We start from the raw sequence: 26,890 nt of genomic DNA, 5'->3' as shown, positions 1-26,890 counted from the left end.
CTTAGGCGGTTTGGGCGTTGTGCATCGCGGTCCAGACGCGGTGCGGCGTCGCGGGCATCTGCAGGTCCTTCACGCCAAGCGGCGCGAGCGCATCGAGAATCGCGTTGATGACAGCGGGCGGCGAACCGATCGCCCCCGCTTCGCCGCAGCCCTTCACGCCGAGCGGATTGTGCGTGCACGGCGTGCCCTTCGCCGTCTCCACGGTGAAATTCGGCAGATCGATGGCATGCGGCATCGCATAGTCCATGAACGAGCCGGACAGCAACTGGCCGGTGCTGTCGTCGTACACGCAGCGTTCGAGCATCGCCTGCCCAATGCCCTGCCCCAGCCCGCCGTGTACCTGACCTTCGACGATCATCGGATTGATCACGTTGCCGAAGTCGTCGACGGCCGTGAACTTCTGGATGCGCGTCTCGCCCGTGTCCTGGTCCACTTCCACTTCGCACACGTAGGCGCCGGACGGATAGGTGAAGTTGGTCGGATCGTAGAACGCGTTCTCGTTGAGACCCGGCTCCATTTGGTCGAGCGGAAAGTTGTGCGGCACGTAGGCAGCCAGCGAGACATCGACGAAGCTCTTGGTGCGGTCTGTGCCCGCCACCCGGAACACGCCGTTCTGGAACTCGATGTCCTCCACCGCCGCTTCTAGCAAATGCGCGGCGATCTTCTTCGCCTTCGACTCGACCTTGTCGAGCGCCTTCATGATCGCCGAGCCACCGACCGAGATCGACCGCGAGCCGTAGGTGCCCATGCCGAAGGGAATGCGCCCGGTATCGCCGTGAATGACTTCGACGTTTTCAATCGCAATGCCGAGCCGGTCCGCGACCACTTGCGCGAAGGTCGTTTCATGGCCCTGGCCGTGACTGTGCGAGCCGGTGAAGACGGTGACCGAGCCGGTCGGATGCACGCGCACTTCGCCTGCTTCGAAAAGGCCCGCGCGCGCGCCGAGTGCGCCCGCCACGTTGGACGGCGCCAGTCCGCACGCCTCGATGTAGCACGAGTAGCCGATGCCGCGCAGCCTGCCATTGCGCTTCGATTCTTCGCGCCGCGCCGCGAAGCCCTTTACGTCGGCGAGTTCGAGCGCGCGATCGAGACAGGCGTCGTAATCGCCGATGTCGTAGGTCAGGCCGACCGGCGTCGCATACGGAAACTCGCGGATGAAGTTGCGGCGCCGCAGTTCCACGGGGTCGATGTTCAGCTCGCGCGCCGCCGTTTCCACCAGCCGCTCGACCACATACGTGGCTTCCGGCCGGCCCGCGCCGCGATACGCATCCACCGGCACCGTGTTCGTGAACACTGCTTTCACTTCGGCGTAGATGGCGGGCGTCGTGTATTGGCCGGCGAGCAGCGTCGCATAAAGCACGGTCGGGATCGACGAGGCGAAGGTCGACAGATACGCGCCCATGTTCGCCGTCGTATGCACGCGCATGCCGATGAACTTGCCGTCACCGTCGATGGCGAGTTCCGCCTTCGTCACGTGGTCGCGGCCGTGCGCGTCGGAGAGGAAGGCTTCCGAACGTTCCGCCGTCCACTTCACCGGCCGTCCGACTTTCCGGGAGGCCCACGTCAGCGCGACATCTTCCGCATACAGGAAGATCTTCGAGCCGAAGCCGCCGCCCACGTCCGGCGCGATCACGCGCAGTTTCGACTCCGGCAGTTGCAGCACGAACGCCGCCATCAGCAGGCGTTCCACGTGCGGGTTTTGATTCGCGACGTAGACCGTGTAGCTCTCGTCGTGCTTCGAGTAGCTCGCGTTGACGGCGCGCGGTTCGATGGCATTCGGCACGAGTCGCTGGTTGACGATATCGAGCGTCGTCACGTGCGCGGCCTGGGCGAAGGCGGCGTCGGTCCGGGCCTTGTCGCCGTGGCCCCAGTTGTAGCAGATGTTGTTCGGCACGCTGTCGTGGACCAGCGGCTGGCCGGCGTCGGACGCGCTTCCGGTATCGACGGTGGCGGGCAACTCGTCGTAATCCACCTCGATCAGTTCGAGCGCGTCCTTCGCCTCCTTCACTGATTCCGCGATCACCAGCGCCACCTGATCGCCCACGTGCAGCACCTTGTCGTGCGCGATGACCGGGTGCGGCGGTTCGTGCATCGGCGAGCCATCGGTGCTGTGGATCAGCCAGCCGCACGGCAGGCCGCCGACGTTTTCGCCCGCCAGATCCCGGCCCGTGAAGATGCCGATCACGCCCGGCGACGCCTTCGCCGCCTCGATATCGATGCGCGTGATCCGCGCGTGCGCATGCGGCGAGCGCAAGAACACGCCATGGCTTTGCTGCGGGAGGACCACGTCGTCCGTGTACTGGCCCGCGCCGGTCAGGAAGCGATAGTCTTCCTTGCGCTTGACGCCGGCGCCGATCAGTTTCTGTTGCTCAGGGGCATTCATCGCGGTCTCCTGTTCAGGCGCGATTCATCGTTTCGGAGGGGGATCGGAGCCGGGATCAGGCGCCCGCTTTCATGTCCTGCGCGCCTTGGAGAACCGCTTTGACGATGTTGTGATAGCCCGTACAGCGGCACAGATTGCCGTCGAGCTGCTCTCGGACTTCTTCCTCGGACAGGTCGGTGGACTGCGCGGCCAGTGCGCTCGCACTCATCACCATGCCCGGCGTGCAGAAGCCGCACTGCAAGCCGTGACAGGCCTTGAAGGCCGCCTGCATCGGATGGAGCTGGCCGTCTTGCGCCATGCCTTCGATGGTCGTCACGTCCATGCCGTCCGCCTGCACCGCGAGCATGTTGCACGACTTCACCGCGCGGCCTTCGAGGTGCACGGTGCATGCGCCGCACTGGGCGGTGTCGCAGCCAATGTGGGTGCCGGTGAGGCGGAGTTGATCGCGGAGAAACTGGACCAGCAGAAGATGCGGTTCGACGGTGGCGGTCACGGGCTTGCCGTTGACCGTCAGGCTGATGCTGAGCGCCATTTCACTGTCTCCATGTGAGGACGGACCAGCTTCACGCCGTTGCACCTGCCTTACTGCCGCCGTGAGCGTTCAGCTGGGTTGGGTGTTGTGTTTGTGGCATCGAGTAAAACACAAATCGACGGGCGTCGCCATCCGCGCGAACGCACGTTTGAATCGGCGAGCCGCAACGCAAAACGCCGCCTGGCGGGCGGCGTTCAGAAGGATGCGCAACGCGTTCAATGCGTTGCGGTTTCGCGCTCTCTCACACGGGCAGAGGCGTCCGGTGCTTCCGGCGGCACGCGGCCCAGCAGCGCGTGACGGCGCGAATAGGCGAAATAGATCGCCAGCCCGGCCACCAGCCACACGAGGAAGGCAATCCACGTGGTCGCCTGGAGGTTGGCCATGAGGAAGAGGCACGAGGCCACGGCGAGCACCGGCACCACCGGCACGCCCGGGCAGCGGAACGCCCGCGGCAGGTCGGGATGGGTGCGGCGCAGGATCAGCACCGCGACGGACATCAGCGAGAACGCAGCCAGCGTGCCGATATTGATCAGCTCCGCCAGCACGTTGAGCGGCACGAGCGCGCCAATCAAGCCGAAGACGATGCCGACGAGCCAGGTGGTGAAGAAAGGCGTCGAGAATCGCGGATGCACCTTCGACAGGCGCGCAGGCAGGAGACCGTCGCGCGACATCGCGTAGATGATGCGGGTCTGGCCGTAGCTCATCACAAGAATCACGGTGAGCATGCCGAGCACCGCGCCGAGATCGATGAAGCCCGCCACCCAGTTCTGCCCCGCCACCTGCAGCGCGAACGACACCGGATGCGGATTGTTCGCGAACTGCGCCGACGGCACGATGCCCGTCACGACACCCGCGACCGCGACGTACAGCACGGCGCACACGACCAGCGACGAGATGATGCCGATGGGCAGGTCGCGCTTCGGATTCTTGACTTCCTCCGCCGCCGACGACACCGCGTCGAAGCCGATGAACGCGAAGAACATCACGGCGGCCGCGCCGAACACGCCGGACCAGCCGTGCGGCATGAACGGATGCCAGTTCACGGGCTTGACGTGGAACACGCCCACGGCGATCACCAGCAACACGACCGTCACCTTGATCGCGACCATGAGGTTGTTGACGCGGGTGGATTCCTTGATGCCGACCGAGAGCAGCGTGGTGATGGCCATCATCACCAGGAATGCGGGCAGGTTGAACCAGGTGATCTGGCCGGGCAGCGCGCCGGGCGCGGCGGTCAGGACAGTGGGCAAGGCGACGCCGAAGCCGGACAGCAGCGATTGCAGATAGCCGGACCAGCCCACGGACACGGCCGACGACGCGAGCCCGTACTCGAGCATCAGATCCCAACCGATGATCCAAGCGGCCAGTTCCCCGAGTGTCGCGTAGGAATAGGTGTAGATGGAACCGGCGACGGGAATCGTCGATGAGAATTCGGCGTAGGCCAGCGCCGCGAAACCGCAGGCGACGGCCGCGACGATGAACGAGACCATCAGGGCCGGGCCTGCTTGCACGGCGCCGGTGCCGGTCAGCACGAAAATCCCGGTGCCGATGATCGCCCCGATGCCGAGAAAGGTCAGATCGAGGGCGCCGAGCGTTTTCTTGAGCGACGTGCCGGACGTGCCGGACGTGCCGGACGTGCCAGACGTGCCAGACGTGCCAGACGCGCCGGCCAGCATGTGCTCGACATTCTTCCTGCGGAACAACGACATTGCGATGAATCTCCTTCTGGCGCGCGGGCGCCCTGCTGCGGGAAAACCCGGCATCTTATCGGAGACTCAGAGAGTGCCCGGATATGGGGCAGATCGCGCGTGTCGCGGCGAATTTTCACGACTTTATCTTGTTAAAGATAAATTCTCAGCCGGCGATTCCCGGATTCATGTCGACGAGACGGTTGCTCATGACGTAGAAGGTCAGCTCCGCGTTGTTGGCGAGCTTCATCTTCTCCAACAACCGCGCGCGATAAACACTCACCGTTTTAACCGAAAGCGATAACGCGTTCGCGATATCCGTCAGGCGCTTGCCGGAGGCCAGCATGCACAGCGTCTGGAACTCGCGGTCCGACAGCTTTTCATGCGGCAGCCGTTCGGTATCGAGCGAAACGTAAGTGGCGAGCGCTTCGGCCATCTCCGGGCTCACGTATTTCCGGCCCGCCGCTACCTGGCGAATCGCGCCGAGCATCAGCGCGGGATCGGCCGTCTTCGACAGATAGCCCGCCGCGCCCGCCTTCAGCGCCCGCACCGCGTACTGATCCTCGCGGTACATCGAGAACATCAGCACCGGCAAGCGCGGCACGTCGCGCTTGATGCGCTTCAGCAGGTCGATACCGTTGACGTCGGGCAGCGAGATGTCGAGCATCGCGACATCGAACGCGTGGCGCGCGACCAGCGCGAGCGCCTGCATGCCGGTTTCGGCCTCCGACACTTCGGCGGCGACACCGCGTTCCACCAGCAATTGCGCGACGCCGCGGCGCACGATGGCGTGATCGTCAGCGAGCAGGACCTTGAGCATCGGCGGCCTCAGGCGCTGACGACGCCGATCGCGAACAGCGCCGGCCGCGCCGCGGCCCATGGCAGACGCGCGCGCACGACGGTTCCCGCCGGTTTTGCGGCCACGACGCGCAGGCTGCCGCACAGCGACTCGCAGCGCGCACGCATGCCGGACAGGCCGAAGCGGCCGCTCTTGCGGCGCGCGGCTGCGCTGATGCCGATGCCGTCGTCCTCGACGGTCAGCGTGACGGCGTCGCTGTCGGCGTCGAGGGTGACGTTCGCATGCGTCGCGCCGGCGTGGCGCGCGACGTTGCCGAGCGCTTCCTGCGCCACGCGAAACAGCGCGAGCGACATGTCGTCGGACAAATGGTCGAGATGCGCGTCTTTCGCGCAGGCGAACGTCACGGAGAGCGTCGTGCGGGCGCGAAAGCTGTCGATCCAATTGAACAGTTCGGCGCCGAGACCGGCTGCGAAGGTCGGCGCGTGCAAGCCCTCGACAATGCGATGGCTCGTTTCGCAGACCTCCGCCAGCGCGGCGCGCGCCTGATGCAGCGCGTCGTCGAGCGCGGCGGGCGCGTCGGCGGGAAGCCAGTGTCCGGCGCGTGCGAGCGCCAGATTGGCAACGGTGAGCGCGGCGCCGGTTTCGTCGTGGAGATCCTGGGCAAGCGCCTGGCGCGCGCGTTCTTCGGTGGCGGCGAGCAGCGCGGCCAGTTCCTGCACGCGCGCGGTCAGACGCTGAATCTGCCGGTCGCCTTTGAGCTTGGCATCGATCAGCGCGGACCAGGGAGACGAAGACGGAAGGCTAAACGACGCGCCGGGACATTCCGGCGGCGGTGACGACACCCCGCGCAACGAGGCGCGGCGAATCGGACTCTCGTCGAGCGAGATCATGGCCGGCGGGTTCATTCACATTCCTCGCTTTGAGCGCAACTGGAGCTACGCCCTCGGTAGACCCGCGAGCGGCGTAACTGAATTTACACTCTGTAACATCGAAGACGGAGCGCGCGGCGCGCGCGCCCTCTCTGGCGTAAACGGATCATATCTCAAAAATATGATAAATCCATGTCCGACAAGGGCTGGAACGGAGAACTTCATGTCGTTTGCCAAGTTCGGCGCACACAATGCGTAGGAAAAACACCTACTGCGCGTGGCAACCAGCGGCTAATTTGTAACTGCGCAGGTAGTCGAGGCGAAAAAAAACCGGAGCGCGAGGCTCCGGTTTTTAGTGAACGAATGCAGCGCGGTGATCAGCCGACGAACGCCTTTTCGACGACATAGTGGCCAGGATGGTTGTTGCTGCCTTCCTTGAAACCGAGGCTGTCGAGCAGTTCGCGGGTGTCGCGGAGCATGTGCGGGCTGCCGCACAGCATGACGCGGTCGTTCTCGACGGAGAACGGCTCCACCGCCAGATCCGCAAACAGCTTTTTCGTTTCGATCAGATCCGTGATACGGCCGCGGTTGGCGAATTCCTCGCGCGTGACAGTCGGGTAGTAGACCAGCTTCTCCGACACGATCTCGCCAATATGCTCATGCGCCGGCAAATGCTCGGTGATGAAGTCCTTGTACGCGAGTTCATCGACGAAACGGCAAGTGTGCGTGAGCACGATCTTCTCGTAGCGGTCGTACACGTCCGGGTCCTTGATGATGGACATGAACGGCGCGAGCCCCGTGCCGGTCGACAGCAGCCACAGCGTCTTGCCGGGCAGCAGGTTGTCGGCCATGAGCGTGCCCGTCGGCTTCTTGCCGATCAGCACGGAATCACCCACCTTCAAGTGCTGCAGGCGCGAGGTCAGCGGACCGTCCGGCACCTTGATGCTCAGGAATTCGAGATGGTCTTCGTAGTTGGCGCTCGCGAGGCTGTAGGCGCGCAGCAGCGGCTTGCCTTCGACTTCGAGACCCACCATCGTGAACTGGCCGTTCTCGAAGCGGAACGAGCTGTCGCGGGTGCAGGTGAAACTGAACAGCGTGTCGGTCCAGTGATGGACGCTCAGGACGGTTTGAGAATTAAGGTTGCTCATGGCTTCTTGAACTGTGCGAAAACGGTGGCGCTCCGACGATCGCGGCCGGCTTGCGGCAACCATCGCCACGCCGGGACCGCGCTGCAAACGCGCGCACGACGAAGGCGCTGCGCTGCGCGAAAGGACCTTCGAGTGGTGGCGGCCGCGGATCGGTACGACCCAGGCGCTTCGGTACGACTCAGGCTACAACCCATGCAGCGCGACAGTGCGGCGGAGTCGCGTATTTTAACCCGATAGCGAATCCGCGTCGTCCGGGGCCGCGCGGGACGCCGCTGCGGCTCGGACATGCACGCCGGACCAAAGCGGGCCGAAGCGCGCGCTGGACGGTTATCGCTGGCTGGCGTGTGGCTGGCGGGCGGCGGGCTTCAGCGGGCTTCCCGGCAATGATCGAATCGCCGGAAGCCGCCGAGCCCGCATGATAGCAACGGAACCGTCGCCGACTGGAAAACCCCTTTCCGCAGAAAGGCTTGGACGCGTTTGCGCGGATCAGATGCGCTGGTCGGTGGACGGCTTCTCCCACAGATTGATGCCGCCTTCCTGCGCATGCCGATCGATTTCGGCGAGTTCTTCCGCGGTGAACTCCAGGTTCTTCAGCGCGGCGACATTCTCCGCGACCTGCTCCGCGCGGCTCGCGCCGATCAGCACCGACGTCACCCGTGAACCGCGCAGCGCCCACGCCAGCGCCATCTGCGCAAGACTCTGGCCGCGCTTCTGCGCCAGTTCGTCGAGCTTGCGCACATGCGCGAGATTGGCCTCGCTCAGATGCTCCTGCTTGAGCGACCCTCCGCCCGGCTTGTTGACACGCGCGTCCTGCGGCACGCCGTTCAGATACTTGTTCGTCAGCAGCCCCTGCGCGAGCGGCGTGAACGCAATACTGCCGGCGCCGATGTCGTCGAGCGTGTCGAGCAGTTCCTTCTCGATCCAGCGGTTCAGCATGTTGTAGGACGGCTGATGGATCAGCAGCGGCACCTTGTGTTCGGCGAGCAGCTTCGCCATTTCACGCGTTTTCGTTGCCGAATACGACGAAATCCCCACGTACAGCGCCTTGCCGGAATGCACCGCCGTGGCGAGCGCGCCGGCGGTTTCCTCGAGCGGCGTGTCGGCGTCGAAACGATGCGAGTAGAAGATGTCGACGTAATCCAAGCCCATGCGCTTCAGGCTCTGGTCCAGGCTCGCGAGCACGTACTTGCGCGAGCCGCCGCCCTGGCCGTACGGTCCCGGCCACATGTCCCATCCGGCCTTCGACGAAATCAGCAGTTCGTCCCGGTACGGCCGGAAATCGTCCTTGAAGAGGCGTCCGAAGTTGGTTTCGGCGCTGCCGTAGGGCGGGCCGTAGTTGTTGGCGAGATCGAAATGCGTGACGCCCAGATCGAACGCGGTGCGCAGGATTTCGCGCTGGGTGGAAATGGGCGTCGTATCGCCGAAGTTATGCCACAGGCCCAGCGAAAGCGCCGGCAGCTTCAAACCGCTTTTGCCGCAGGTGCGGTACTGCATTTGCGTATAACGCTCGGATGATGCGTGGTAAGCCATGGCGATTCCTCTGCGGTTTGCGTGTTGAACGGTTCTGTGGCCGGCATGACAGCGTGGGCACGTGCCCTGCCAAGGGCGTTCATGGTAAGCCGATCAACTGCGGGCGTGCAGCGTCCTTTTCGCCGTCCCGCTATTTGGCACCACCCTTTCTTTCCTCAAACGCTGCAAGCGCAGTGAACGTTCGCCGGCCCAGCCGGACCAATGCTCATCCCGTTTTCCGGAGCTTCCCCATGGATTCAATCGACAGACTGCGCCCCGCCTACGATTCCTTCACCGCCATCGCCGTGACCTACGGTGTCGACATTGTGCTGGCGCTGTTGATCCTGCTGGCCGGATGGTGGATCTCCAATGTCGTCGCCAATGCGCTGCGCCGCGCGCTGGCCCGCACCAGCGTCGACGCGACGCTCACGCCGGTGCTCGCCAGCATCGCGCTATGGGCGATTCGCGTGGTCGCCATCGTCGCGGCGCTCGGCAAGTTCGGCATCGCGGCGGCCAGCATTCTCACGGTGCTCGGCGCTGCGGGTTTGGCGATCGGGCTGGCCTTGCAGGGCACGCTGCAGAACATCGCGGCGGGGCTGATGCTGTTGCTGCTGCGGCCGTTCCGGGTCGGCGATTACATCGAAGGCGTCGGCACCACGGCGGGCACGGTCAACGAAATCGGACTGTTCACCACGCGTCTGACGAAAGCCGACGGCATCGTCATGTATGTGCCGAACAGCCTGATCTGGGCGAACGCGATCACCAACTACAGCGCGAACGATCGCCGGCGCGTCGTCATCAACTTCCAGGCGCAGCACGGGCTGAAGGTGGACCACGTGCTCGGCGAATTGCGCCGGCTGGTCGGCGAGGACGCGCGCATCGTGCAGGAGGGACCGTCTGCGCCGTGGATCGCGGTGACGGATTACACCGATACCGGCGTCAAGTACAACCTCGGCGCGTGGACGAGCCGCAGCGACCACGCCGGCGTAATGGCCGATCTGTTGCGCAAGATCCAGCCGCTGACGCGCGAGGAAGCGCGGGCCGCCTGAATCGATCCGCTCGCCGGTGAGTAGCAGTCGGGTGGACGAGGGCTTGCGAACCGATTAATCTGACGCGCCTTTCAGTCACGAGACCAGACCATGACCCGAGCGATTTCCGTTGCGCTGCTTGTCGGCGGCATTGTGTTGCTTTACTTCGGCGGCCAGTCGTTCCATTCGCTGTCCAACGACGTCGCGCGCTTCTTCACGGGCTCGCCCACGAACAAGACCATCTGGCTGATCGCGGGCGGCGTCGTTGCCTGCCTGGCCGGGCTGATCGGGCTGGCGATTCCTTCGCGGCGCTGAACCCGCCCCGCCCGCTCAGGCGAGCGCCACCTCCGGCTTTGATGCCGAACGCGTGCCGGGCAACGGCGCGTTGCTCGCCCCGCGATAGGTGTACACGAGCGAGAACTTCACCTGGTCGGTCAGGTTTTTGCCGGCCGAATGCAGCGTATTGCAGTGGAAGAACACGACGTCGCCCGGTTCGAGTTCGGGCGATACCGCCGTGCGAATCAGCGCGGCGTTTTCGGGGACATCCGAGCGGAAGAACTTGGCATCGTCGAAACGGTCCGACGTGAACGGCAGCTTGTGCGATCCCGGCACGAACCACAGCCCGCCGTTATCCACCGTCTCGCGACCGATCGCCACCCACGCCGACACCAGGTCGTCCCGTTCGAACGCCCAGTAGCGCACGTCCCGATGCCATCCGGTCAGGCTGCCGTACGCCGGATGCTTGGTCATCATGCAGTTGTGATGCGCGCGCGAAAGATACGGCGTTTCCCCGAAATACAGTTCCATCCAGCCGCGCACTTCGGGCGATGTCGCGAACTCCGCAAACAGCGGATGTCGCGCGTAGGCGTCCAGCAGACGGCGCACCGTGTGCCCGCCGGGCGCTTCCTTCGAATCCGGCGCGCCGGGATACTTGAGGTCCGCTTCGAACTCGGCGGGCGCCGCAGCGTCCACGAGCTGCCGGCGCGCCACATCGCGCATGGCTTCGCGGCGTTCATTGGGCACGAGTCCCTTGACGATGACGAAGCCGGTTTCGCGCAGTTCACGCACCTGCTCTTTTTTGGATTTCAGCCAGTTTTGATCAGACATTTCAGTTCCACGTGCCTTGGCTAGATCACTCATGCCAATGACGCTATATCCGGAATGGGTTCGAATTCTTCAATTGTAATTCCGTCGTGGCGCCAAGGCCCGCGTGGCCGCGCTTTACCTGATTCTTGTCAGCGAACACTTCAGAAAAATGCAGGGAAAACGCGGACTTACCCGGGTCATGAAGCTTCTGTAAATTGGCCGCATCGATTCGGTGCAACTTGATGAGTCGAGTTGGATCGAAGGCTTGAACGTTATTTTTGAGACGACTACCGTCGGGTTTGCCTTCCAGCGAACCGACCTCCCGCCGACATGAAATCCCGAATCACCCTAGGCCTTTCCCGTGCAGCATCGCGCGCGGCGCGTCCTGCCCGCCGCGGCATGATCCGCGCGCTGCGCCATCATTCCACCCGCACCCGCCTGCTCGCCGAGCAGTTGAAGCAGGTTCATCCGGTCGATGGCATCCGCTCCTGGTTCCGCGGACTCTTCTTCAATCTTCGGGTACGCGCGGCGTCGCGCCGCGTGTCGCTGCGCGCCTTGCTGCGACGCCCGGTGTCGCTGCGCGCGCCCACGCCCAAACCGAAGCCGGCGGCCTTGACGAGCCGCCGTCCGCGCCGCCTCTCGACGAGCAGCGCCGGCTGGTACGCATTCGCCGCGCGCTAGGCGTTCTTTTCGTTCAGCGCCAAATAGTCGGTATAGCCCGCCTCGCCGCCGCCTCGAAGGGTCGCAGAATCGGCCTCGACCAGCGGCGCATTCTCCTTCACCCGTTCCGCCAGATCCGGATTCGCGACAAAGGCGCGGCCGAATGCCACGGCATCGGCTGCGCCGCGTTCGATCAGCGCGTTCGCTTCGTCGATGCGCCAGTCGCCGGCCGCGATGATCGCGCCGCCGTACGCATCGCGCACGCTGCGAAGCAAGGCGTCGTCGAAATCGGCAAGCTGCAGATACGCGATGCCGATCCGTTCAAGCGCATGCGCCAGGTACGCCGCCGATTCTCGTGCTTCGGCATCCTCGATATCCGCGCCGTTGAAAAGCGGCGACAGCCGCAAGCCGATGCGGTCCGCACCGAGCACGCCCGACACCGCCTCCAGCACGTCCACGATGAGCCGCGCCCGCCGCTCGACGCTGCCGCCGTATGCGTCGCTGCGCCGGTTCGTGCCGGTCGCGAGGAACTGATGCAGCAGCGCACCGTCCGACGCATCGATGTCGAGCAGGTCGAAGCCCGCGCGATCGGCGCGATGCGCGGCATCGACGTACTGCAGCACGACGCTCGCAATCTCGTTCGTTTCCAGCGGGCGAGGGTCGTCGGCGTCGATGAATGCGAACGCGCCGTCGTCCTCGCGCATGAAGATTTTCGCGTCGCGCGCACGGATCGCCGAGGGCGCGACGGGCGGCGCGCCGTCTTCCTGCAAGCGGCGATGAGACAGACGCCCGGCGTGCGCCAGTTGCAGCGCGATGCGTCCATGCCGGGCATGCACCGCGCCCGCGACGCTTTTCCATCCCGCTTCCTGCGCATCCGAATACATGCCGGGCGTGGCGAAGCCGCCGCGTCCCGCAGGTGAAATCTGCGCGGGCTCCGTGACGATCAGGCCGGCGCTCGCGCGCTGCGTGTAATAACGGGCATTCATTTCAAAGGGAACGTCGCCGGGCTGCGCTGCGCGATGCCGCGCGAACGGCCCCATGACGATGCGATTCGGCAGTTCGAGACGGCCGATGCCAAGTGGCGAGAAGAGCGTTTCATGCGACATGGCGGCTCCGGAAGATCCGATGATCCGCGCATTGAGGTGCAAGAAACGTGCGCAAAAAACCGGCAGGCGCGCTGCCTGCCGGTTTCCTTGCGACGTGTACGACGGTGCGGCGAAGCGGGTTACGCGACGCTCGCGACCGGCTCGGTGCCGGCGGCTTCGGCCAGCACCAGCGCCTTGTCGGCGGCTTCCCACGAGAACTCGGGTTCTTCGCGACCGAAGTGGCCGTAGGCAGCGGTCTTTTCGTAGATCGGACGCAGCAGGTCGAGCATCTGGATGATGCCCTTCGGACGCAGATCGAAGTGTTCCTGCACGAGCTTCGTGATCTCGGCGTCCGAGATCCGGCCCGTGCCGAACGTGTTGACCATGATCGAGGTCGGACGCGCCACGCCGATCGCATAGGACACCTGGATCAGCGCGCGCGACGCAAGGCCCGCCGCGACGATGTTCTTCGCGACATAACGGCCCGCATACGCGGCCGAGCGGTCCACCTTCGACGGATCCTTGCCCGAGAACGCGCCGCCGCCGTGCGGAGCCGCGCCGCCGTAGGTATCGACGATGATCTTGCGGCCCGTCAGACCGCAATCGCCTTGCGGACCGCCGATCACGAAACGCCCGGTGGGGTTCACCAGGAACTTGATGTCGCCCTTGATGAGTTCCTTCGGCAGCGTCGGCTTGATGACCTCTTCGATCACGGCCTCGCGCAGTTGCCGCAGGTCGATGTCCGGTGCGTGCTGGGTGGACAGCACCACGGTGTCGATGGAATGCGGCTTGCCGTCCACGTAGCGCACAGTGACTTGCGACTTCGCATCCGGACGCAGCCAGGGCAGGCGGCCGTCACGGCGCAGGTTTGCCTGACGCTCGACCAGACGGTGCGAAAGATGGATGGGCAGCGGCATGAGTTCGGGCGTTTCGTCGCATGCGTAGCCGAACATCAGGCCCTGGTCGCCGGCGCCTTGATCGAGGTTGTCGTCGTGCGCCTTGTTCACGCCTTGCGCGATATCGGGCGACTGCTTGTCGTAAGCGACGAGCACCGCGCAACCGCGATAGTCGATGCCGTAATCCGTGTTGTCGTAGCCGATGCGCTTGATGGTTTCGCGCGCGACCTGGATGTAGTCGACGTTGGCCGTGGTGGTGATTTCACCGGCGAGCACGACGAGACCGGTATTGCAGAGGGTTTCCGCCGCGACGCGCGAATACTTGTCCTGAGCCAGGATGGCGTCGAGGATGGCGTCGGAGATTTGATCGGCGACCTTGTCCGGGTGGCCTTCGGAAACAGATTCGGATGTAAAGAGATAGTCGTTCGACACGCTTCAGACTCCAGTTTGAGTACGGTTGGTGTTCACGTAGCCGACTTCGTTTGGAGTCTGAAGCGGCGACGCTTTAGCGGATATCCTTACCAGGTCTGAGTCTTCCATACCGCTTGAAGTCCCCGACCCGCTTCGCCCCGCAAGTTGTCCATTAACTCGGCGAAGGTTTTATTATACCGGTTTCCCTTATTTTTTCAGAGTCGACCGCTTGACGCCAATCGCCCCGCATCAATTTTCTGTACCTCGCGGCCACCCGTATGTTCGCTGGAGCACCTCATGCTAGGGCGCATCGGGGTCGCCCTTGCGATTGGCTTTCTCAAGTTCCTCGCGGTCATTCCATACGGCATCACGGCGCGTTTCGGCGACGGACTCGGCTGGCTGCTCTATCAGATCCCGAGCCGCCGCAAACGCATCGTCCACACCAACCTGAAACTGTGCTTTCCCGAGTGGTCCGACGAGAAGCGCGAGGACATCGCGCAGAAGCATTTCCGCCACGCGATCCGAAGTTATGTCGAGCGCAGCGTGCAATGGTTTGGCTCGGCGAAGAAGCTCGAAAAGCTGATCCAGGTGGACAGCGCCGTGGACCTCAGCGATCCCGACCTGCCGCCCACGCTGTTTCTCGGACTGCATTTCGTCGGTATCGAGGCGGGCTCGATCTTCCTCAACTACTCGCTGCACCGTCAATGCGGCTCGCTCTACCAGCCGTTCTCGAACCCGCGGGTCGAGGAGATGGCGAAGCAGCAGCGCGGCCGCTTCGGCGCCGACATGGCAAGCCGCGCCGACAGCGCGCGCGTCGTGCTGCGCTGGCTGCGCGACCGCAAGCCCGTGATGCTCGGCGCGGACATGGACTATGGCATGCGCAACTCGGCGTTCGTGCCGTTCTTCGGCATTCCCACGTGTACGCTGACGGCGGTCGGCCGGCTCGCCAAGACGGGGCGCGCGCAGGTGGTGCCGTTCATCGGCGAAGTGCTGCCCGACTACAAGGGCTACCGGCTCAAGATCTTCGCGCCGTGGGACAACTATCCGACCGGCGACGACGAAGCCGATGCCCGGCGCATGAACGCGTTCCTCGAAGAGCACATTCCCGACATGCCCGAGCAATACTACTGGGTGCACAAGCGCTTCAAGACGCGGCCGCCGGGCGAGCCCGGCTTCTACTGAAGCGGCACTGAAGCGGGCGCGGCAGAAAACGCCGCGCGGCGGCTCACATACAATAGCGGCCATGAAACTCAAATTCACCAAGATGCAGGGCGCGGGCAATGACTTCGTCGTGCTCGACGGCTACTCGCAGGCGCTTGACCTGAGCGCCGCGCAGGTGCGCGCGCTGGCCAACCGTCATTTCGGCATCGGCGCGGACCAGTTGCTGCTCGTCGAGAAGCCGACCCTCGACGGCGTGGATTTCAAATACCGCATCTTCAATTGCGATGGCGGCGAAGTCGAGCATTGCGGCAACGGCGCCCGCTGCTTCGTGAAGTTCGTGCGCGAGCAGCGGCTGACGGAAGCGTCGAGCGTGCGCGTGCAGGTGCAAAACGGCGTCATCACGCTGACGATGCAGGACAACGGCGAAGTCGTCGTCGACATGAGCACGCCCGTGTTCGATCCGCCGCAGGTGCCGTTCGACGCGCACGGGCTCGACGGCCGTCGCGAGGGCAACGACACGCTCTGGCCGCTCGATGTCGCCGGCGAGACGCGCTGGATCTCCGCCGTCTCGATGGGCAATCCGCACGCGGTGCAGATCGTCGCGGACGTCGAGGCGTATCCGGTGTTGGCAGAAGGCCCGCTGATCGAACGACACGCGCGCTTTCCGAAGCGCGTGAACGCAGGCTTCATGCAGGTCATCGACCGTCATTCCGTCAAGCTGCGCGTCTTCGAACGCGGCGCGGGCGAAACACTCGCATGCGGCACGGGCGCCTGCGCGGCCGTTGCGGCGGGCATCCGCCGCGGCGTGCTGGACTCGCCGGTGCGCGTCGAGACCCACGGCGGCACGCTCACGATCAGCTGGGACGGCGCGCGCGATGCCTCCGCCGCGCTGTTCATGGCGGGCCCGGCCACGACGGTCTTCGAAGGCGAAATTGAGCTCGACCGCATCGTCTAACGCAACCCTATCGATCATGAATCCACGCGAAGTCGCCGACTACCTGCTCGACAATCCCGATTTCTTCGTCGAGCACGCGGAACTGCTCGGCAGCATCCGCCTCTCGAATCCGCATGGCAAGGCCGCCGTGTCGCTGCAGGAGCGGCAGATGGAAATGCTCCGCGACAAGAACAAGCAGCTCGAACGGCGCCTCGCCGAACTGCTGCGCTACGGTCACGAGAACGACAGCATCTCGACCAAGTTCAACCGCTGGACCGTGCGCGTGATCTCGCAGCGCGATCCGTACGTCCTGCCCAAGACCATCAGCGCGGGCCTGTGCGACGTCTTCGACGTGCCGCATGCGGCGCTGCGTCTGTGGGACATCGACGAAGCGTATCGGCAGGCGGACTTCGCGCGCCAGGTGGGCGAGGAAGTGCGCATCTTCGCGAACAGCCTCACCGCGCCCTACTGCGGCGCGAACACCGACTTCGCGGCGGCGCAATGGCTCGGCGTCGAGAACTCGGCCTCGGCGACGGTCGCGCCCGGCGACGGTCCGTCCGACGTCGAACGCAAGGTGGAATCGGTCGCGCTGATCACGCTGCGCGATCCGCAGGCCGGTCCTGACGCGCCGAGCATCGGCTTGCTGGTGATGGGTTCGCCCGACCCGCGCCGCTTCCACGACGGCATGGCGACCGACTTCCTGATCCAGATTGGCGCGCTGGCGAGCGCGGCCCTGTCCCGCCTGCTGCCGCACTGAGCCATGGACACCGCCGAGGCCATCGCCACCTATCTCGCGATGCTCGAACACGAGCGGCGGCTGTCCGAGCACACGTTGCGCGCCTACGCCTACGAACTGGGCGAACTGCGCGCGCTGGCCAAGGAGCGCCCGCTGCCGACGCTCACCGCCGCCGATATCCGCGGCGCCGTGGTGCGGGCGCATTCGGGCGGACTGTCGCCGCGCTCCATCGCGCACCGGCTGTCGGCCTGGCGCGCGTTTTATCGCTGGCTCGCCGAACGGGTCGAGATGCCGGCCAATCCGGTCGCGACGGTGCGCGCGCCGAAGGGCGAAAAGACCTTGCCAAAGGCGCTTTCCGTCGATGACGCCATGGCGCTCATGGACGCGCCGCAGTCCGGCACGACCGAAGCGTTGCGCGATCACGCGATCCTCGAACTGTTCTACTCGTCGGGCTTGCGGCTTGCGGAACTGGTCGGCCTCGACGTGCGCTTCGTCGAAGCGGACGGTTACCGCTCGGCGGGCTGGCTCGATCTCGAGCACGAAGAAGTGACCGTGCTCGGCAAGGGCAGCCGGCGGCGCTCGGTGCCGGTCGGACGCAAGGCGATCGAGGCCTTGCGCGCGTGGATCGCCGTACGCGACGAATTCGTCAAACTCGATCCGCACGCGCTGTTTCTCTCCGTGCGCGGCAACCGCATGGCGCCGGGCGTCGTGCGTACGCGCGTCAAGCGGCTTGCGCTGCTGGCAGGCATTCCGTCGAACGTGCATCCGCACGTGCTGCGCCATTCGTTCGCCACGCACGTGCTGCAATCGAGCGGCGATCTGCGCGCCGTGCAGGAACTGCTCGGTCACGCAAGCATCACCGCGACGCAGGTCTACACCTCGCTCGACTTCCAGCATCTCGCCCGCGTGTATGACTCGGCGCATCCGCGCGCCAAGAAACGCGACTGAGCGCACGATTAATCCGGCCGCGTTCAAGCGCGGCTCATCCGTATGGCCATGAACACCCTCACCCTCAAACCAGCGAAGGACAGATCGCTCGCCCGCCGTCATCCCTGGATCTACTCGAACGCCATCGCGCGCATCGACGGCGATCCGGCGCCGGGCGCCACCGTGACCGTGCGCGCCGCCGACGGCCGCTTTCTCGCGCGTGCCTCGTACAGCCCGCAGTCGCAGATCCGCGCGCGCGTCTGGACCTTCGACGAGAACGAACCCGTCGATCACGCGTTCTTCAAGCGCCGCGTGCAGCGCGCGGTCGAGCATCGGCGCACGCTGGTGAAGGACACCGGCGCGACCCGCCTCGTCTTCGGCGAGGCGGACGGGTTGCCGGGTCTGATCGTCGATTACTACGTCGCGGACGACGGCACGCACGCGCAGCTCGTCTGCCAGTTCATGGCAACCGGTGTCGAGGCCTGGAAGGAAGCGATCGTGCAGGCGCTGATCCACGCGACCGGATGCCCGAACATCTATGAACGCTCGGACGTGTCGATCCGCCAAAAGGAAGGACTCGAACAGATCACCGGCGTGCTCGCGGGCGCCGCGCCGCCCGAGACGCTCATCACCAACGAATGCGGCGTGCGTCATCACGTGGACGTGCGCCACGGGCACAAGACCGGCTTCTATGTCGACCAGCGCGACAACCGCGTGCTGGTCGCCCAGAGCGCGGCGGGCCGTGAGGTGCTGAACTGCTTCTGCTACACGGGCGGCTTTTCGCTCGCGGCGCTTAAGGGCGGCGCGACGCACGTGACCTCGGTGGATTCGTCCGGCGATGCGCTGGCGCTCGCGCGCGAGAACGTCAAGGCGAACGGCTTCAACGCCGACAAGGCCGAATGGCTCGACGCCGATGCGTTCAAGACCCTGCGTCGCCTCTACGACGAAGGCCGGCGTTTCGACCTGATCGTGCTCGATCCGCCGAAGTTCGCGCCGTCGAAGGAAACGGTGGATCGCGCCGCGCGCGCGTACAAGGACATCAATCTGAGCGGCTTCAAGCTGCTGCGTCCGGGCGGCCTGCTGTTCACGTACTCGTGCTCGGGCGCAATTGACTCGGACCTGTTCCAGAAGATCGTCGCGGGCGCGGCGGCGGACGCTCGCGTCGATGCCCGGATCCTGAAGCGGCTGGGCGCCGGCGTCGATCATCCGCTACTGACGGCGTTTCCCGAAGGCGAATACCTGAAGGGCCTGATGTTGCAAATCGCGTGAGCGTCTCCATCTCTCCGCGATGACGGCCGCGCGGACCGCTGCGGCGTCCGCTTGACAAATATGTTTCAATAAACAGTTCGACGCGCCGCCGCGCATCTCCTGAACACAGACAAGGACACAGGCGACACCATGATTCCCGTAACCATCCTGACCGGCTTTCTGGGCAGCGGCAAAACCACGCTGCTCAAGCGCATCCTGAACGAGCAGCACGGCATGAAGATCGCCGTGATCGAGAACGAGTTCGGCGAAGAGAACATCGACAACGAAATCCTCGTGCAGGAAACGAACGAGCAGATCATCCAGATGAGCAACGGCTGCATCTGCTGCACGATTCGTGGCGACCTGGCGCGCGCGCTGGAAGACCTGGCCAACCGCAAGAAGGCGGCCACACTGGATTTCGACCGCGTTGTGATCGAGACCACCGGTCTCGCGAATCCGGGTCCGGTGGCGCAGACCTTCTTCATGGACAACACCGTCGCCGACGAATTCCTGCTCGACGCCATCATCACGCTGGTGGACGCGAAGCACGCGAATCAGCAACTGGACCAGCAGGAAGTGGTGCAGCGCCAGGTCGGTTTCGCGGACCGCCTGTTCATCACGAAGTCCGATCTCGTCGATGCCGCCGCGCTCGACGCACTCAAGCATCGTCTGCTGCACATGAACCCGCGCGCGGCGATCAAGGTCGTCAATTTCGGCGAAGCGGACATCAAGGAAATCTTCGATCTGCGCGGCTTCAATCTGAATGCGAAGCTCGAGATCGACCCGGATTTCCTCGCCGAAGACGAGCACGATCATGCGCATGACCACGATCACGATCACGACCATGACCACGCGACCTGCGGTCACGACCACAGCCATGATCACGAGCCTGGGCATCATCACCACAACCATCATCACGCGCATCACGACGACAAGATCAAGTCGTTCGTGTACCGCAGCGACAAGCCGTTCGACCCGAACCGCCTCGAAGACTTCCTCGGCGGCATTCTGCAGATCTATGGCGAGCGCCTGCTGCGTTACAAGGGCGTGCTCTACATGAAGGGCGTCGATCGCAAGGTCGTCTTCCAGGGCGTGCACCAGATGATGGGCAGCGACCTAGCGAGCAAGTGGCTGCCGATCGAGAAGAAGAACAGCAAGATGGTGTTCATCGGCATTGAACTGCCGAAGGACCTGATCACCGACGGTCTCGACGCCTGCCTCGTCAAATAAACCGGCACGCATCTCGCTTGAACTGCGCGCAGTCCGCGCGGTGCCAGCAGCCTCGAAAGACAAGACGCCGCCACGGGCAACCGCGCGCGGCGTTTTTTTCGACGCCGGCTTTCGGCACGGATATGTAATCGCGGGCACGCTTCGGCATCGCTTTTTGAACGACCAGGCGTTATATTTTTGGGATTCCGGCACGAATCGACAGGGTTTTCCTCGGTTGTCGTCGGAAATTGCGGTTCAGTTACAATACAGCCCCACTGGAGAAGGGCAGTTTCGTTGGACGTTCGTCTTCGGATGTTCAGCCAGCGGACCAGGAGAAAGGATGTCCCGTCGGGACGATGCCTCGATTTGCCGGGGGAAGGCAAATCAAGTCAAAGCACCGGGGCCGGTCATGTCGGGCCTTGCAGCACACGCCAGTCAGTCCGGAGCATCATCCAGAATCGGTTTCCAGAGGAGTTCGGCCCCGCATGGGCGTGTCGCCTGATGCTCGCGCGTACCGGTGCGTTGCATGCGGGTAACGCAGTTGCGGGCGTTGCGAAGACAGCGCCTCACATTGAAGAAGCAAGCAGATGACAACGAAACTCTTGACCGAAGCCGAAATCCTGAAGATGAGCGAGAAGGACTACATGAACGCGGATCAACTCGCCTTCTTCAAGAACCGGCTCGAACAGTTGCAAGCGGACATTCTGAAGAATGCCGGCCAGACGACCGAAAATCTCCGGGAAACGGTGATCGTGCCGGACCCCGCGGATCGCGCGACCATCGAGGAAGAGCATGCACTGGAACTGCGCACGCGTGACCGCGAACGCAAGCTCCTGAAGAAAGTGCAGCAGTCGCTCGCGCGCATCGACTCCGGCGATTACGGCTGGTGCGAGGAAACGGGCGAACCGATCGGCATTCCGCGCCTGCTCGCGCGTCCGACCGCCACGCTCTCGCTCGAAGCCCAGGAGCGCCGCGAACTGCGCCAGAAACTTTTCGGCGACTGATTCCGCGGCAATCGGGCGTTCGCTGCGGGACCGCCCGCAGCGGGGAACCCGCCGCCGCGAAAAGCCGGACCACGGCACCGCGCTCAATAAAAAGGCACACGTCGACGTGTGCCTTTTTTGCTTTCTGCCCGTAAAAAGCGGATGCATCCGTTTCCGCACGTCTTGATTATTCCTCCCTCGCCCTAAAATCAACCCGACGCGCCTCGTGAACGCACAATGCGGCATCAATGCGGCCGGGCGCGTGCGCGGCGCCGTTCGTCCGTGACGACTCGCAGACGGAACCCCGCGCCGTGCACTCCATCGAATTCTCGACTGCGTGGCGGCCTTCGAAGACACGAAACCGCCCCGCGTTCATCCGGTTTTCTTAAGGAACGCACATGGAACAATTTCACGGCACGACCATCGTCTCCGTGCGCCGCGACGGCAAGGTCGCGCTGGGCGGCGATGGTCAGGTGACGCTCGGCAACATCGTCATGAAAGGGGGCGCGAAGAAGGTGCGCCGCATCTATGGCGGCAAGGTGCTCGTCGGTTTCGCCGGCGGCACCGCCGACGCGTTCTCGCTGCTCGATCGCTTCGAGGCGAAGCTCGAGAAGCATCAGGGCAACCTGACGCGCGCCGCTGTCGAACTCGCAAAGGACTGGCGCACCGACCGCATGCTGCGCCGCCTCGAAGCCATGCTCATCACCGCCGATGCGCACGCCACGCTCGTCATCACCGGCAATGGCGACGTGCTCGATCCTGAACACGGCATCGCCGCGATCGGCTCGGGCGGCGCCTACGCGCAGGCCGCCGCGCAGGCGCTGATGGAAAACACCGACCTCTCCCCGCGCGACATCGTCGAGAAGGCGCTGACCATCGCCGGCGACATGTGCATCTATACCAATCACAATCGCGTCATCGAGACGATCGAATAAAGGACTATGACGATGACCACCATGACTCCCGCCGAAATCGTCTCCGAACTCGACAAACACATCATCGGCCAGGGCCGCGCGAAGAAGGCTGTCGCCGTCGCGCTGCGCAACCGCTGGCGCCGTCAGCAGGTAGCCGAGCCGCTGCGCCAGGAAATCACGCCGAAGAACATCCTGATGATCGGACCGACCGGCGTCGGCAAGACCGAAATCGCGCGGCGTCTCGCCAAGCTGGCAGACGCGCCGTTCATCAAGATCGAAGCGACCAAGTTCACCGAAGTCGGCTACGTGGGCCGCGACGTGGACAGCATCGTGCGCGATCTGATCGAAATCTCGGTGAAGCAGACGCGTGAGTCGGAGATGAAGAAGGTGCGCACCAAGGCCGAAGATCGCGCCGAAGACCGCATTCTCGACATCCTGCTGCCGGGCGCGCGTCCGGTGGGCTTCGGGACGGCGGATGCGTCGTCGGGTGAAGGCGACAATGCCACGCGGCAGACCTTCCGCAAGCGTCTGCGCGAAGGTGCGCTGGACGACAAGGAAATCGAGCTCGACATCGAGATGCCGCAGACCGGCATGGACATCATGGGGCCGCCGGGCATGGAAGACATGACCGAGCAGATCCGTTCGATGTTCGCGAACATGGGCGGCGGCAAGAAAACGCGGCGCAAGGTGAAGGTGAAGGAAGCGCTCAAGCTGCTGACCGATGAAGAAGCTGGCAAGATGCTCAACGACGAAGAGGTCAAGAGCCGCGCGGTGCAGAACGTCGAGCAGAACGGCATCGTGTTCCTGGATGAAATCGACAAGATCGCGTCGCGCAGCGAGGCCGGCGGGGCCGAGGTGTCGCGTGCGGGCGTGCAGCGCGACCTGCTGCCGCTCGTCGAAGGCACGACCATCAACACCAAGTACGGGATGATCAAGACGGATCACATCCTGTTCATCGCGAGCGGCGCGTTCCATCTGGCCAAGCCGAGCGACCTGATTCCCGAGCTGCAGGGCCGTTTTCCGATTCGCGTCGAGCTGGATTCGCTGTCGGTCGGTGATTTCGAATCGATCCTGAATTCCACCGACGCCAGTCTCGTCAAGCAATACAAGGCATTGCTCGCGACCGAAGGCGTCGAACTCGACTTCACCGAGGAAGGCATCCGACGTCTCGCCGAGATTGCGTTCTCAGTCAATGAGAAAACGGAGAATATCGGCGCGCGGCGGCTGTACACGGTGATCGAGAAGCTGCTGGAAGAAGTGTCGTTCGCGGCCGGCAATCACGCGGGTCAGCCGGTGCGGATCGACGCGGCCTATGTGGAGCGCGCGCTCGGCGACGTGGCGCAGGACGAAGACCTGTCGCGTTACGTGCTGTGAGGGATTGAGCGGCCTTCAATATGCCGTCCAGCGAAGCCGGGCCAAGGTGCCCGGCTTTGTCATTCGTGCCCGGAACGAAATCAACCGGAACATACAGACGAAAAAAAGCCCGCCTAGGTTGGCGGGCTGAATCCATATCAGGAGGAGACATGGAGGAGACAGTTCCAATAATACACAGCCCCTTGATGCGACGCAATAGAAATTTTAGTAAAAACCCCTATGGCGTCACTATGACGTATCTGCCGGTCTTCTCTCGCGCCCGACCCTTCGATGACAGCGCAAGAATCGGCGCGTAAGCTCACCGGCAGGGCTCTACAGTGGTCGCATACCCACTGAGCCGCCGAGGTTTGTGATGAACACCGAAACCGTCCCCGTTTTCTCCTCTGACGACAGCCGCTGGCAAGCCGTTGTCCAGCGCGACGCCCACGCCGACGGCGCCTTCTTCTTCGCCGTGCGCACAACGGGTGTGTTCTGCCGGCCGTCGTGTGCGTCGCGGGCGCCGCGCCGGGAGAATGTCGAATTCTTCGCGACGACCGACGCGGCGGAAACCGCCGGCTATCGGGCCTGCAAGCGTTGTCAGCCGACGCGTCTGCCGCGCGACCTGGCCATCGTCGAACGGGCGTGCAAGGTGCTCGACGCCCATTCGCAGCAGCGCATGACGCTCGCCCAGCTGAGCGATGAAGTGCACGTCAGCCCGTTCCATCTGCAACGGCTGTTTTCGCGGATCGTCGGCATTTCGCCGCGCCAGTATCAGGCGGCCCAACGCGCGGGCGTGCTGCGCGACGCGTTGCAGCGCGGCCGCGACGTCACCCGCGCCACGCACGACGCCGGATTCGGCTCGCCGTCGCGCATGTATGACGCCGTGCCCGCCGAACTCGGCATGACCCCTTCCGCCTACAAGCGCCAGGGCGCGGGCCTGACCGTGCATTACACGACCGCCGACACGCCGCTTGGCATCGTGATCGTCGCGGCCACGGACAAGGGCGTGTGCAAGATCGCGTTCGGCGACGACGCCGCCACGCTCGTCGAGCAGCTCGCCACCGATTTCTCGCAGGCCGAGCGTCTCGAGGACGCCGCGCGATTGGAACCGTTCGTCGCACAGATCCGGGCCTATCTGCACGGCACGCGCGAACGTTTCGACTTGCCGCTCGACATCGGCGCGACCGCGTTCCAGCGACGCGTCTGGGACGCGCTGCGCCACATTCCGTATGGGCAGACGCGCAGCTACAGCGACATCGCGGAAACACTCGGGTCGCCGCGCGCGGTGCGGGCCGTCGCGAACGCGTGCGCATCGAATCCGGTGGCGCTCGCCATTCCCTGTCATCGCGTGATCGGCAAGGACGGGGCGATTGCGGGCTATCGCTGGGGTGCGTCGCGCAAGGAAACGCTGCTCCACACCGAGCGCACGCAACACGCCACCGACGAAATCGCCTGACTGTTCCACCCACGCTCGTCACTGTTCCACACGAAGCGCCCGGCGGCGCTTCGTTCTCCTCGCGAGCCGCTCCAGACGGCTCCGACACCCTCCGCGAAACCCGCCGCGAACACCCCGAAAAACCCGCAGACCCTTGCTGGTCTTGCGCTCAAGCACGCCTTACACCGAGATGTTAAAGTGCCCGCTACCCTAAAAATACGACTCGGGCTTCATCGCTCGCGCGCCTCGCAGATCGCTTCATGGCAAACCAGAATCCCGTTCATCCCCAAGCCGGCGCCTATCAGCGCAGGCTCGCCGCGCTCGCGTCCGGCACGCATGCCGACGCCTTGCGTCAAGGCCTGCGCGGCATCGAGAAAGAAAGCTTGCGCGTGACGCCGCTGGGCGAACTCGCCATGACGCCGCATCCGCGTGCGTTCGGGTCCGCGCTCACGCATCCGCTGCTCACGACCGATTACTCGGAAGCGCTCGTCGAACTGATCACGCCCGCTGAAACGGATGTGTCGATCACGCTGGAACGGCTCGATGAACTGCATCGTTTCGTGTATTCGCGCATGGGCGACGAGCTGCTGTGGAACAACTCGATGCCCAACACGTTGCCGCCGGAAGACAAGATCCCGCTGGGAACGTATGGCACGTCGAACATCGGCAAGCTGAAGCACGTGTACCGGCACGGCCTCGCCTTGCGCTATGGCCGCACGATGCAATGCATTGCCGGCATCCACTACAACTATTCGCTGAACGAGAACGTCTGGCGCGCCTGGCAGGCGCTCGATCCGTCGAGCACGCTATCGGCGAAGGACTTCCAGTCGGAGCGCTATTTCGCGCTGATCCGCAACTTCCGCCGCACGAGCTGGCTGCTGATGTATTTGTTCGGCGCATCGCCGGCGTTGAACCGGCGTTTCGTCGAAGGCCGCGCGCATCATCTCGAAACCTTCGACGCCGACACGTTCTTCCTGCCGCACGCCACCAGCCTGCGCATGAGCGATCTCGGTTACACCAACAATCCGGCGCAGGCCGATCTGCTGCCGAGTTACGACAACCTCGGCGCCTATCTGCGCGTGCTCTCACGAGCGGTCAGCCAGCCGTACGGGCCGTATGAAGACATCGGTACGCAGCGCGACGGCGAGTGGGTGCAGATCAACACCAACGTGCTGCAGATCGAAAACGAGTTCTACTCGACGATCCGTCCGAAACGCATCACGCATTCCGGCGAGCGTCCGTTGCACGCGCTGTGCGAGCGGGGCGTGCAGTACATCGAGGTGCGTTGCCTGGACATCGATCCGTTCGAGCCGAACGGCATTTCGCTGGAGACCGCGCGTTTCCTCGATGCCTATCTGCTCTACTGCGCACTGGAAGACAGTCCGCTGCTGCCGCCCGACGCGAATGTCGAAGCCAACGCCAACTTCAGCGCGGTGGCGAAGGAAGGGCGCAAGCCGGGGCTCGAATTACAGCGCAACGGCGCCAGCGTGCCGATGCAGCAATGGGCCGAAGAACTCTTCGATGCCATCGCGCCCGTGGCAAAGACGCTCGACGACCTCGTAGGCCGTGACGATCACACGCGCGCGCTCGCGGCACTGCGGCCGCGGCTGGCGGATGCGTCGCTCACGCCATCGGCACGCGTGCTGCGCACCATGCATGACAAACAGCAATCCTTCGACGCATTCGCGCTCGAACTCAGCGCGCGCCATGCAGCGGCGTTTCGTGAACGGCCGCTTGCGGCGGACGAGGAACGCAGGATGGAAGAGCTCGCGGCGAAATCGCTGGTGGAACAGGCCGAGGTCGAAAGCCGCGACAGCGAATCGTTCGAGGCTTTCGTCGCTGCCTATCAGGCCTACAAGCCGGACACCGAAAGCGTCTGATCACGCCATCCGCCGC

The 26,890-nt window shown here is 64.3% G+C and carries 24 protein-coding genes; 14 read left to right on the top strand and 10 right to left on the bottom strand.

What is annotated here, in order from left to right; genetic code table 11:
• Position 1 precedes the first annotated feature (1 nt).
• The 7 genes from QCE63_RS01250 to mgrA all read right to left on the bottom strand — a co-directional run bounded on the left by QCE63_RS01250 (position 2) and on the right by mgrA (position 8,949).
• A complete protein-coding gene (locus QCE63_RS01250; RefSeq protein ID WP_309829774.1) occupies positions 2-2,383 on the bottom strand; it encodes a xanthine dehydrogenase family protein molybdopterin-binding subunit in 2,382 nt (793 codons plus the stop codon).
• Positions 2,384-2,438: 55 nt separating this feature from the next.
• Positions 2,439-2,915: a 2Fe-2S iron-sulfur cluster-binding protein gene (locus QCE63_RS01245; RefSeq protein WP_309829773.1), complete on the bottom strand. Its 477-nt coding sequence runs from the start codon at positions 2,913-2,915 to the stop codon at positions 2,439-2,441.
• A gap of 215 nt (positions 2,916-3,130) precedes the next feature.
• Complete coding sequence (locus tag QCE63_RS01240; RefSeq protein ID WP_309829772.1) at positions 3,131-4,624, bottom strand: amino acid permease; 1,494 nt, start codon at positions 4,622-4,624, stop codon at positions 3,131-3,133.
• A 145-nt stretch (positions 4,625-4,769) separates the two neighbouring features.
• Complete coding sequence (gene rqpR, locus QCE63_RS01235; protein WP_309829770.1) at positions 4,770-5,423, bottom strand: response regulator transcription factor RqpR; 654 nt, start codon at positions 5,421-5,423, stop codon at positions 4,770-4,772.
• Positions 5,424-5,431: 8 nt separating this feature from the next.
• The gene (locus QCE63_RS01230) at positions 5,432-6,307 is read right to left on the bottom strand and encodes a sensor histidine kinase (RefSeq protein WP_309829767.1); all 876 of its coding nucleotides are present in this window, start codon (positions 6,305-6,307) and stop codon (positions 5,432-5,434) included.
• Positions 6,308-6,648: 341 nt separating this feature from the next.
• Entirely contained in the window at positions 6,649-7,419 is a 771-nt protein-coding gene (locus tag QCE63_RS01225) for a ferredoxin--NADP reductase (RefSeq protein WP_309829765.1), read from the bottom strand.
• A 486-nt stretch (positions 7,420-7,905) separates the two neighbouring features.
• Positions 7,906-8,949 (bottom strand): L-glyceraldehyde 3-phosphate reductase, encoded by a 1,044-nt coding sequence (gene mgrA / locus QCE63_RS01220; RefSeq protein ID WP_309829763.1) that lies wholly within the window; start codon positions 8,947-8,949, stop codon positions 7,906-7,908.
• 230 nt (positions 8,950-9,179) lie between these two features.
• On the opposite strand from mgrA, the gene QCE63_RS01215 reads away from it, so the two are divergent.
• On the top strand, positions 9,180-9,977 hold the full coding sequence (locus QCE63_RS01215) for a mechanosensitive ion channel family protein (protein WP_309829761.1): 798 nt from the start codon (positions 9,180-9,182) through the stop codon (positions 9,975-9,977).
• Between the two features lie 90 nt (positions 9,978-10,067).
• Entirely contained in the window at positions 10,068-10,271 is a 204-nt protein-coding gene (locus QCE63_RS01210) for a DUF3185 family protein (RefSeq protein WP_309811085.1), read from the top strand.
• Between the two features lie 15 nt (positions 10,272-10,286).
• Here the strand turns inward: QCE63_RS01210 and QCE63_RS01205 are convergent, their stop codons facing one another.
• Positions 10,287-11,063 carry a phytanoyl-CoA dioxygenase family protein gene (locus QCE63_RS01205; protein WP_309829759.1) on the bottom strand — a complete coding sequence of 259 codons (777 nt, stop codon included), beginning with the start codon at positions 11,061-11,063 and terminating at the stop codon, positions 10,287-10,289.
• Between the two features lie 309 nt (positions 11,064-11,372).
• On the opposite strand from QCE63_RS01205, the gene QCE63_RS01200 reads away from it, so the two are divergent.
• Complete coding sequence (locus tag QCE63_RS01200; protein WP_309829757.1) at positions 11,373-11,723, top strand: hypothetical protein; 351 nt, start codon at positions 11,373-11,375, stop codon at positions 11,721-11,723.
• Here the strand turns inward: QCE63_RS01200 and QCE63_RS01195 are convergent.
• Both QCE63_RS01195 and metK read right to left on the bottom strand, forming a co-directional pair.
• Positions 11,720-12,808 (bottom strand): alkene reductase, encoded by a 1,089-nt coding sequence (locus QCE63_RS01195; protein WP_309829755.1) that lies wholly within the window; start codon positions 12,806-12,808, stop codon positions 11,720-11,722. The two genes, QCE63_RS01200 and QCE63_RS01195, sit on opposite strands and share 4 nt — an antisense overlap.
• A 119-nt stretch (positions 12,809-12,927) precedes the next feature.
• Positions 12,928-14,115 carry a methionine adenosyltransferase gene (gene metK, locus QCE63_RS01190; protein ID WP_309829753.1) on the bottom strand — a complete coding sequence of 396 codons (1,188 nt, stop codon included), beginning with the start codon at positions 14,113-14,115 and terminating at the stop codon, positions 12,928-12,930.
• Between the two features lie 276 nt (positions 14,116-14,391).
• Between metK and QCE63_RS01185 the strand changes: the two genes are divergently transcribed.
• The 11 genes from QCE63_RS01185 (at position 14,392) to gshA (ending at position 26,874) form a co-directional block, all read left to right on the top strand.
• Positions 14,392-15,276, top strand: coding sequence for a lipid A biosynthesis lauroyl acyltransferase (locus QCE63_RS01185; protein WP_309829751.1), 885 nt, complete (start codon positions 14,392-14,394; stop codon positions 15,274-15,276).
• 61 nt (positions 15,277-15,337) lie between these two features.
• Positions 15,338-16,210 (top strand): diaminopimelate epimerase, encoded by an 873-nt coding sequence (dapF, locus tag QCE63_RS01180; protein ID WP_309829749.1) that lies wholly within the window; start codon positions 15,338-15,340, stop codon positions 16,208-16,210.
• Between the two features lie 16 nt (positions 16,211-16,226).
• Positions 16,227-16,946: a DUF484 family protein gene (locus QCE63_RS01175; RefSeq protein ID WP_309829748.1), complete on the top strand. Its 720-nt coding sequence runs from the start codon at positions 16,227-16,229 to the stop codon at positions 16,944-16,946.
• Positions 16,947-16,949: 3 nt separating this feature from the next.
• A complete protein-coding gene (xerC, locus tag QCE63_RS01170; protein ID WP_309829745.1) occupies positions 16,950-17,873 on the top strand; it encodes a tyrosine recombinase XerC in 924 nt (307 codons plus the stop codon).
• A 48-nt stretch (positions 17,874-17,921) separates the two neighbouring features.
• Complete coding sequence (locus QCE63_RS01165) at positions 17,922-19,121, top strand: class I SAM-dependent rRNA methyltransferase (RefSeq protein ID WP_309829743.1); 1,200 nt, start codon at positions 17,922-17,924, stop codon at positions 19,119-19,121.
• 129 nt (positions 19,122-19,250) lie between these two features.
• Complete coding sequence (locus QCE63_RS01160) at positions 19,251-20,330, top strand: GTP-binding protein (RefSeq protein ID WP_309829741.1); 1,080 nt, start codon at positions 19,251-19,253, stop codon at positions 20,328-20,330.
• 566 nt (positions 20,331-20,896) lie between these two features.
• Positions 20,897-21,313: an RNA polymerase-binding protein DksA gene (gene dksA / locus QCE63_RS01155; RefSeq protein ID WP_309829739.1), complete on the top strand. Its 417-nt coding sequence runs from the start codon at positions 20,897-20,899 to the stop codon at positions 21,311-21,313.
• Between the two features lie 377 nt (positions 21,314-21,690).
• A complete protein-coding gene (gene hslV, locus QCE63_RS01150) occupies positions 21,691-22,227 on the top strand; it encodes an ATP-dependent protease subunit HslV (RefSeq protein WP_309829736.1) in 537 nt (178 codons plus the stop codon).
• Positions 22,228-22,239: 12 nt separating this feature from the next.
• Positions 22,240-23,580 carry an ATP-dependent protease ATPase subunit HslU gene (gene hslU / locus QCE63_RS01145; RefSeq protein WP_309829734.1) on the top strand — a complete coding sequence of 447 codons (1,341 nt, stop codon included), beginning with the start codon at positions 22,240-22,242 and terminating at the stop codon, positions 23,578-23,580.
• 352 nt (positions 23,581-23,932) lie between these two features.
• Positions 23,933-25,015, top strand: coding sequence for a bifunctional DNA-binding transcriptional regulator/O6-methylguanine-DNA methyltransferase Ada (gene ada / locus QCE63_RS01140; RefSeq protein WP_309829732.1), 1,083 nt, complete (start codon positions 23,933-23,935; stop codon positions 25,013-25,015).
• 239 nt (positions 25,016-25,254) lie between these two features.
• Positions 25,255-26,874 carry a glutamate--cysteine ligase gene (gene gshA / locus QCE63_RS01135; RefSeq protein WP_309829730.1) on the top strand — a complete coding sequence of 540 codons (1,620 nt, stop codon included), beginning with the start codon at positions 25,255-25,257 and terminating at the stop codon, positions 26,872-26,874.
• The last annotated feature ends 16 nt before the right edge of the window (positions 26,875-26,890 follow it).

Source organism: Caballeronia sp. LZ065, from assembly GCF_031450975.1.
Classification (GTDB): Bacteria; Pseudomonadota; Gammaproteobacteria; order Burkholderiales; family Burkholderiaceae; genus Caballeronia.
Note: the sequence above shows the minus strand (reverse complement) of the source record. Positions and strands in the feature narration are given on the sequence as shown.

Bases quoted from the DNA above. Each gene is read 5' to 3' on its own strand.
- QCE63_RS01250 (WP_309829774.1), bottom strand. From the start codon at position 2,383: ATGAATGCCCCTGAGCAACAGAAACTGATCGGCGCCGGCGTCAAGCGC.
- QCE63_RS01245 (WP_309829773.1), bottom strand. From the start codon at position 2,915: ATGGCGCTCAGCATCAGCCTGACGGTCAACGGCAAGCCCGTGACCGCC.
- QCE63_RS01240 (WP_309829772.1), bottom strand. From the start codon at position 4,624: ATGTCGTTGTTCCGCAGGAAGAATGTCGAGCACATGCTGGCCGGCGCG.
- rqpR (WP_309829770.1), bottom strand. From the start codon at position 5,423: ATGCTCAAGGTCCTGCTCGCTGACGATCACGCCATCGTGCGCCGCGGC.
- QCE63_RS01230 (WP_309829767.1), bottom strand. From the start codon at position 6,307: ATGAACCCGCCGGCCATGATCTCGCTCGACGAGAGTCCGATTCGCCGC.
- QCE63_RS01225 (WP_309829765.1), bottom strand. From the start codon at position 7,419: ATGAGCAACCTTAATTCTCAAACCGTCCTGAGCGTCCATCACTGGACC.
- mgrA (WP_309829763.1), bottom strand. From the start codon at position 8,949: ATGGCTTACCACGCATCATCCGAGCGTTATACGCAAATGCAGTACCGC.
- QCE63_RS01215 (WP_309829761.1), top strand. From the start codon at position 9,180: ATGGATTCAATCGACAGACTGCGCCCCGCCTACGATTCCTTCACCGCC.
- QCE63_RS01210 (WP_309811085.1), top strand. From the start codon at position 10,068: ATGACCCGAGCGATTTCCGTTGCGCTGCTTGTCGGCGGCATTGTGTTG.
- QCE63_RS01205 (WP_309829759.1), bottom strand. From the start codon at position 11,063: ATGTCTGATCAAAACTGGCTGAAATCCAAAAAAGAGCAGGTGCGTGAA.
- QCE63_RS01200 (WP_309829757.1), top strand. From the start codon at position 11,373: ATGAAATCCCGAATCACCCTAGGCCTTTCCCGTGCAGCATCGCGCGCG.
- QCE63_RS01195 (WP_309829755.1), bottom strand. From the start codon at position 12,808: ATGTCGCATGAAACGCTCTTCTCGCCACTTGGCATCGGCCGTCTCGAA.
- QCE63_RS01185 (WP_309829751.1), top strand. From the start codon at position 14,392: ATGCTAGGGCGCATCGGGGTCGCCCTTGCGATTGGCTTTCTCAAGTTC.
- dapF (WP_309829749.1), top strand. From the start codon at position 15,338: ATGAAACTCAAATTCACCAAGATGCAGGGCGCGGGCAATGACTTCGTC.
- QCE63_RS01175 (WP_309829748.1), top strand. From the start codon at position 16,227: ATGAATCCACGCGAAGTCGCCGACTACCTGCTCGACAATCCCGATTTC.
- xerC (WP_309829745.1), top strand. From the start codon at position 16,950: ATGGACACCGCCGAGGCCATCGCCACCTATCTCGCGATGCTCGAACAC.
- QCE63_RS01165 (WP_309829743.1), top strand. From the start codon at position 17,922: ATGAACACCCTCACCCTCAAACCAGCGAAGGACAGATCGCTCGCCCGC.
- QCE63_RS01160 (WP_309829741.1), top strand. From the start codon at position 19,251: ATGATTCCCGTAACCATCCTGACCGGCTTTCTGGGCAGCGGCAAAACC.
- dksA (WP_309829739.1), top strand. From the start codon at position 20,897: ATGACAACGAAACTCTTGACCGAAGCCGAAATCCTGAAGATGAGCGAG.
- hslV (WP_309829736.1), top strand. From the start codon at position 21,691: ATGGAACAATTTCACGGCACGACCATCGTCTCCGTGCGCCGCGACGGC.
- hslU (WP_309829734.1), top strand. From the start codon at position 22,240: ATGACCACCATGACTCCCGCCGAAATCGTCTCCGAACTCGACAAACAC.
- ada (WP_309829732.1), top strand. From the start codon at position 23,933: ATGAACACCGAAACCGTCCCCGTTTTCTCCTCTGACGACAGCCGCTGG.
- gshA (WP_309829730.1), top strand. From the start codon at position 25,255: ATGGCAAACCAGAATCCCGTTCATCCCCAAGCCGGCGCCTATCAGCGC.